Source organism: Teichococcus aestuarii, assembly GCF_003116135.1.
Taxonomy (GTDB): Bacteria; Pseudomonadota; Alphaproteobacteria; order Acetobacterales; family Acetobacteraceae; genus Pseudoroseomonas; species Pseudoroseomonas aestuarii.
The window spans coordinates 1-6,101 of sequence record NZ_PDOA01000053.1; the positions used below are offsets into that span (position 1 = coordinate 1).

A 6,101-nucleotide genomic window follows, 5' to 3' on the forward strand; every position below is an offset into this window, starting at 1 on the left:
TCGACCTGACGCAGTTTGGCCACGATCTCCTCCGGCTTGTGCTGCTTCCTCGCCATCTCAACCTCCTCCCCTCCGCGTCCCGCTAATCTCACATCAGCGGCGGTCCACTTTTAAGGGGGCAGGTCAAGGCTGTTCAGCCACCTCGTCACGCCAATCCGATGTCCGCATTGCCGACGAAGGTTTCCATCACCTCATCATAAAGTGCCCAGGTAGTGCTAGAGGCTGTTATGGATCTGCCATTGGTGGCCTGATTTTGCTAATCTTCCGGGATGGACCTGCGTGCGGAAGGCCGAGGGAGTCCAGCAGGTTATGAGAGATCCATAACAGCCTCCGAGAAATTGACTTGTTTTTAAAAACAGCATCAATTATAGAATTGATTTTTATATGAATTAGAAGAGGGCGCAATGAAGATAAGATTGACAATCTTAGGAAATTGCCAAGGAGCTTTTCTACAAAACCTAGCAAAGAGGTTTCCAGACCAATTTGTTGTCAATAATACGCCTGATATGTATCAGCAAGATGAAAGTTATTTTGTAGAATTTAAAAGAATAATTGAAAATTCAGATGTTGTTATTAGCAGACATTTTGCTGAGGGCTTAAAATTCACTCCGGCAATTACAAAAAATCTAAAAAATGTTTTAAAAGAAAAGCTTATTGTTTTTCCAAATATATATTTTAATGGATATTTCCCAGATTTTTTTGTGCCGTATAATAAATTAGGTAAAGCTATTCAAGGAATAGCAGGAGATTATCACAGCAGAACTATCTACGATTGTTATAAAAAGAAAATGTCGGAAAACGAAGCAATAAATGAAATTTTCTTGTTAGAGCAAAAAGAAAAATACAAAAGTTCTTTTGAAAACTCTTTTAAACTTCTTACTGAAAAAGAAAAAGAATCCGACATTAAAGTTTCTGATTTAATTATTGACCGTGGTAGCGGAGTACCCAGGCTATACACATATAATCACCCTAAAAATTTTATTCTTTATAAAGTTTTTGAAAGAGTTCTTGAAAGAATTGGCGTTGACATAAAAATTGATGGAGACCCCCTCCAAAATTGGGCACTAGATTGGAAAATACTTCCTATTTATCCTTATTTGTGCAAAAATTATAATATTAGTGAAGAATATGCTTCCTATGTGTGGAAGACTCGTGTTCTACCGTTGGGGATATTAAACGAGAAGTCTCATAGAGTAGTTGAAATAGATGAATTTGTTGCTTCTTCGTATGAAAAATACAGGGAGAATGAGGTTCCTCAAGGCTAAATCCACGTAATGTTTTTTATTTGAGGAATAATCATGTCTAAAGTAACTTTTGTGAGCATTGTATACGATGAAGAGGCTGCGTTGCTTGGTCTTCAAGCAGCCTCACTAAGCAAATTCTTCTACGATAAGGATATTTCTTCAATTATAGTTATTGTAAATCAAGAAAATTTTGAGAGTTTTTCTAAAAAGTTTTACAGTAAGACTATTTTCTATTACGGCAATCTTCTTTCTAAAGTTACTCTTTTAGATGCAGGATGTCTGTTCCCCTATGGTGCTGGAAAATACGATAGAAATCCTGGTTATTATAAACAACAAATATGTAAATTGTATGCAGCGAAAATTGTAAAAGATGATCATTACATTTGTTTAGACGCAAAAAATTTTTTTGTTGCTCCAGCTAGCGCAGAAGACTTTTTCTATAATTCGATTCCAAATAGTTATTTTGAATTATACAAATCTGATCCGCCTTCTATTCAGCGAATGGGAAGTGCAGAATACTCAAAATTTTTTGGGATTGCAGATCTGGAGAATCATGAACCTGGAATGGCAATTATGACCCCGTTTGCATTCCATAAAGATATAGTTTTAGATCTAATCAAATTTTTTGAACTTGCAGGAAATCCTATTGAAAGTAAATTTTCAAGTTTTACTAGGAGATCAGAGTTTTTATTGTATTTTACTTATATGAGATACAAAAAAATTGATTTTTCATCTAGATATTGTGTGACTAGAACGCCTCTTTCTAAAACGTTTTGGCCGGATCAAAATTTTAGTAGACGATCTTTTTTTAATAGCATCAAATCTATGAATGAAAAAAATCAGAAAATTGTTGGCTTACATAAAAATACATTAGTAAATTCTAATGTTGAAGAGATTTTCTGCCTTAGAAAATATTTAATTGATATTGGAATTAGCCAAGAAGCTTGTGACGATTTCTATATTTTTGCGTCAGAGATAATTAGAGGGAGTGTAGCTGGATTATGACTTGGCTTTGATCTGTTGGAACCTTCCTGACCAACCTCATGAGGATCATGAGGTTGTGGGTGAGGACGCGCAGGACAAGCTCACGCGCTGAGCCTGATGGCCGTGCGCGGTCAGGGCAGAGCCGAGGCGGCGCTTGTGCTGGCTGAAGCCGCTCTCGATGCGCCAGCGCTGGTTGTAGATGAGGCGAGGGAAGTGCTGGCGGAGAGCGCGCCGGCAGGGCGTTTTCGGCAAGCGCTGTCCAGTGTTCCGTCCGTTCAGGGCAATGATGCTGCGCCCGATGCCGAGTTCATCACGACACGGGCGATGGTTGTGCTCGGCGTCGTAGCCAGCATCGGCCAGCACCGTGCTCAGATCCATGAGCGTGGCGGCCTGGCACAGAGCGGGCGTGAAGTCCGGGCGAGTCCTGGCCAGGCCCGCTGCCGATGACCAGAGCCCTTTCCCGCGCCACGGCGTTTGCCGAAGTGCTCGCTGACGTGCCGCGTCTCCCGTCCGGTCGCATTCACGGCCGCGGTAGGTGAGGCGTCAATCAGGCCCACGGACCCGGCCCGCTCCACGATGACTACCTGGGCATGGCGGAAGGTCACCCTTTTTTCCCCTCTGGCAGGAGACGCGTGCGGCATAAGCCAGAGTGGAACAGTGCAGCACCTTCCGCAACTCCAGGACCTTTCGCAGATTTTGCCACTCGGCCACCAGGGGCACCAGCCCATGGTAGCCAGTGCGCAGGAACTGGCGCAGCACCAGCAGCGCGAAGAGCTGTGCCTGGGCGAAAAGTCATACCGGGAGGTCCAACTGCCATAGGCCGGAAAGCTTCGCCGCCCGACGGCCGGTGCTTCACGCGCGACCCGTACCGCCGATTTTGTCATTCCGCGCATCAATACTCTCGTAACCAGATCCCAGGTCCCGCCCCAGCGCTCCAACCACCAGAAAGTTTTAATCTCTCAACATTATATCATTATAGGTTCTGAGGAAACGCTGATGCTCGCGTACAAGGGAGTGCTAGTCTTATCATTATGGACCCGCGCTCTTTGCAGGCTGCTATTCGCTTCGGGCTAGGAGCCCGTCCGGATCAAGCGCTGCCTCGTGACCCATTGAGCTGGCTGGATGCACAGCTGGAAGGACCAGATCTGGCGCCGCCGGTCCCGGCAGGCTGGCCAGCGCCACCTACAGTGCGGGATGGCTACCGGAACTGGGTCGAAGGCGATAGGCGGCGCGACCAGAGACCACCCCGCCAACCGCATCCGGTGGACTACGCTTTTGCTGCGGAGGTGGTGGCACTGCAGGCATTGCGCATCGACACTGCAACTCCCTACCGGGAACGGCTGGTGGAGTTCTGGGCCAATCATTTCACCGTCAGCCGGCGGGCCGGCTATGGCGTTGCCAGCACAGTGGGCCCGTTCATGCGAGATGCTATCCGCTCGCACGTTACAGGCACATTTGCTGATATGCTGGTGGCGGTGGTGCTGCATCCGGCCATGCTGTCCTACCTAAGCCAGACACAGTCGACTGGACCGAACAGCCCGCTCGGCAAGCAGCGTAAGCGTGGGCTGAATGAGAACCTGGCGCGCGAGATCCTGGAACTACACACCGTCTCGCCTGCAGCTCGCTACAGCCAGCGCGATGTTACCGACTTTGCACGGCTGTTGACCGGCTGGACGGTGGAGCGGATGCGCGAGCCTTATGGGGCTGTGTTCCGCGCCAATGCACATGAGCCAGGCGAGAAAATCGTGCTCGGCCGCCGCTTTGGTGAAGGTCCGGCGGAGGTGGAGAAGGCACTGCGTTTCTTGGCGTCGCATTCCGCAACCCAACGCTTTCTAGCCACCAAGCTGGTGCGGCATTTCGTCGCCGACGATCCACCGCCGGAAGCGGTGACCCGTATTGAGGCGGTGCTGACAGACACGGGCGGTGATCTTGCGGCCGTCGCACGCGCCCTGCCGCGGCTGGAACAAGCATGGAAGCCGCCCTTATCCAAGCTGCGTGCCCCGGTTGATTACGTCACGGCAGCCCTGCGTGCCTGCGGCGCTGCCGGCACAGAGTTCGCGCAGGTGGCGCGGAATGGCTGTGATGTACTGCACCAACCCTGCTGGCAGGCAGAGCAGCCGAATGGCTGGTCAGACCGAGCCGGCGCTTGGCTAGGGCCTGAGCCGATCATGCAACGGCTCGATTGGTGCTACGAACTGGCCGGTCGCTTTGCTCGGCTGGAGCCTATGATGGTGCTGGACACCGCGCTAGGTCCCCTTGGGCGGACGGAAACCCGGCAGGCTTTGCGCGGCGCTGGCTCCCCGCGCGACGCCCTTGCCTTATTATTTTCCAGCGCGGAGTTCCAGCACCGATGAGCCATCTTCCGAACATCGGGCGACGGGGCCTTTTGCTCGGTCTGTCCGCACTGGCCGCTACCCGGAATGCGCGGTTGGCAGTGGCGTCACCGCCTGTAATGGGCCAAGCCGGCGATCGTCGTTTTGTGGTGGTGATCCAGCGCGGTGCCATGGACGGATTGGCGGCACTCGCCCCTTACGGCGATGCGCAGTACCGCGAGTTACGCGGTCCGCTGGCGCTGCCGGAGCCCGGCCAGGAGGACGGTCTGCTAGATTGCGGCGGCTTCTTCGGCCTGGCGCCGCAGCTACAGAACTTCCACCGTTTCTTCGCAGAAGGAAGCTTGTTGCCGGTGCATGCCATCGCTGGCCCGTACCGCAACCGCTCGCATTTCGAGGCGCAGGACATGCTGGAAAGCGGGGCGCCGGAGCGCCTTGCCTCCGGCTGGCTGAACCGCGCGTTGGAAGCTACTCCCCCTGTACCGCAAGGACAGCCAGAGCGCGGCCTCGCGGTGGGCTATGACCTGCCCCTGCTGCTACGTGGCGCGCAGCCGGTGGGCATGTGGGCGCCACCGCGCCCTGTGCGCCCGCCACCGGAGCTTTATGCCCGCATAGCCGATCTTCTACATGCCGATCCGCTGCTCGGCAAAGCCGTACAGGAAGGGCTAAGGGGGCGTGGCTTCGCCGCCGACGCGCTGATGGGTGAGCCGCGGGCCAAGGGAGGTTTCGTGTCATTGGCTGCCTCGGCTGGCAAGCTTCTGACGGCGCCGAACGGGCCACGCGTGGCAGCGCTGGAAATCGGCGGCTGGGACACGCATGCCAACCAGAACTACGCCCTGTCGCGGGTGCTGAAGCAGCTGGATGAAGGCATAGCCGCGCTGCGTGGTCAGCTTGGCGCCGCCTGGGCCCAAACCGCGATCCTCGTGATGACCGAATTCGGTCGCACCGCGCGCGCTAATGGCAGCCAAGGTACTGACCATGGCACTGGCGGCGTCGCCTTCCTGATGGGCGGTGCCGTGCAAGGTGGCAAGGTGTTGGCCGATTGGCCGGGACTGGCCGATGGCCAACTCTTCGAAAAGCGAGACCTGGCGCCAACACGCGATCTGCGCGCTATCACCAAAGGGTTGCTGCGTGACCATCTTGGCCTGTCGGACGCCGCCGTTGCTGCGGCCTTCCCCAACGCGGACGGTGTAGTGGCAGAGAATAGATTAATCCGTTGACAGTGTACCCGGAACTGGTCCGCCCGCAGGGAAAGCTTTCCGGCTTCATCAGCAGGGGCGTTTCACGACCTGAGGCGGCGATCCTGCTCGCGGAGGCTGCACCGCACAGGTACTTCGAGGTGTCCAGCTGCTCCGCGGCTTCAACGCCGCCTATAACGCACGCCGTCCAGCGCGTCTTAATGCCATAGCGCCGGGCTAGAGGTTGTTATGGACCTGCGGCCAGTTGAGCCGCCTGCTTGAGCATGATGCAGGTGAAGGCGACGAGGTGGAGATTGGCAAGGGTGCTGGCGTAGCGCTCGTAGTCCTTCACCAGGCGGCGGAAG

The 6,101-nt window shown here is 53.5% G+C and carries 5 protein-coding genes and 1 pseudogene; 4 read left to right on the forward strand and 2 right to left on the reverse strand.

The features are described from left to right. The first annotated feature begins 404 nt into the window (after positions 1 to 404). Together CR165_RS24775 and CR165_RS24780 are read left to right on the forward strand one after the other, a co-directional pair. The gene (locus CR165_RS24775) at positions 405 to 1,265 is read left to right on the forward strand and encodes a WcbI family polysaccharide biosynthesis putative acetyltransferase (protein ID WP_146202043.1); all 861 of its coding nucleotides are present in this window, start codon (positions 405 to 407) and stop codon (positions 1,263 to 1,265) included. A gap of 33 nt (positions 1,266 to 1,298) precedes the next feature. Further along, complete coding sequence (locus CR165_RS24780; protein ID WP_146202044.1) at positions 1,299 to 2,249, forward strand: DUF6492 family protein; 951 nt, start codon at positions 1,299 to 1,301, stop codon at positions 2,247 to 2,249. Between the two features lie 45 nt (positions 2,250 to 2,294). On the opposite strand, the gene CR165_RS25895 is transcribed toward CR165_RS24780, so the two are convergent. Beyond that, positions 2,295 to 2,606, reverse strand: a complete 312-nt coding sequence (locus CR165_RS25895; RefSeq protein WP_245906747.1) for a transposase — start codon at positions 2,604 to 2,606, stop codon at positions 2,295 to 2,297. A gap of 653 nt (positions 2,607 to 3,259) precedes the next feature. Between CR165_RS25895 and CR165_RS23910 the strand changes: the two genes are divergently transcribed. Both CR165_RS23910 and CR165_RS23915 read left to right on the forward strand, forming a co-directional pair. Then, the gene (locus CR165_RS23910) at positions 3,260 to 4,582 is read left to right on the forward strand and encodes a DUF1800 domain-containing protein (RefSeq protein ID WP_109519389.1); all 1,323 of its coding nucleotides are present in this window, start codon (positions 3,260 to 3,262) and stop codon (positions 4,580 to 4,582) included. Beyond that, on the forward strand, positions 4,579 to 5,778 hold the full coding sequence (locus tag CR165_RS23915; RefSeq protein ID WP_109519390.1) for a DUF1501 domain-containing protein: 1,200 nt from the start codon (positions 4,579 to 4,581) through the stop codon (positions 5,776 to 5,778). Before CR165_RS23910 ends, CR165_RS23915 begins: the two co-directional genes overlap by 4 nt. A 205-nt stretch (positions 5,779 to 5,983) precedes the next feature. Here CR165_RS23915 and CR165_RS23920 read toward each other — a convergent pair. Further along, a pseudogene (locus CR165_RS23920) lies at positions 5,984 to 6,101 on the reverse strand (IS5/IS1182 family transposase); the annotation flags it as partial.

Bases quoted from the DNA above. Each gene is read 5' to 3' on its own strand.
- CR165_RS24775 (WP_146202043.1), top strand. From the start codon at position 405: ATGAAGATAAGATTGACAATCTTAGGAAATTGCCAAGGAGCTTTTCTA.
- CR165_RS24780 (WP_146202044.1), top strand. From the start codon at position 1,299: ATGTCTAAAGTAACTTTTGTGAGCATTGTATACGATGAAGAGGCTGCG.
- CR165_RS25895 (WP_245906747.1), bottom strand. From the start codon at position 2,606: ATGGATCTGAGCACGGTGCTGGCCGATGCTGGCTACGACGCCGAGCAC.
- CR165_RS23910 (WP_109519389.1), top strand. From the start codon at position 3,260: ATGGACCCGCGCTCTTTGCAGGCTGCTATTCGCTTCGGGCTAGGAGCC.
- CR165_RS23915 (WP_109519390.1), top strand. From the start codon at position 4,579: ATGAGCCATCTTCCGAACATCGGGCGACGGGGCCTTTTGCTCGGTCTG.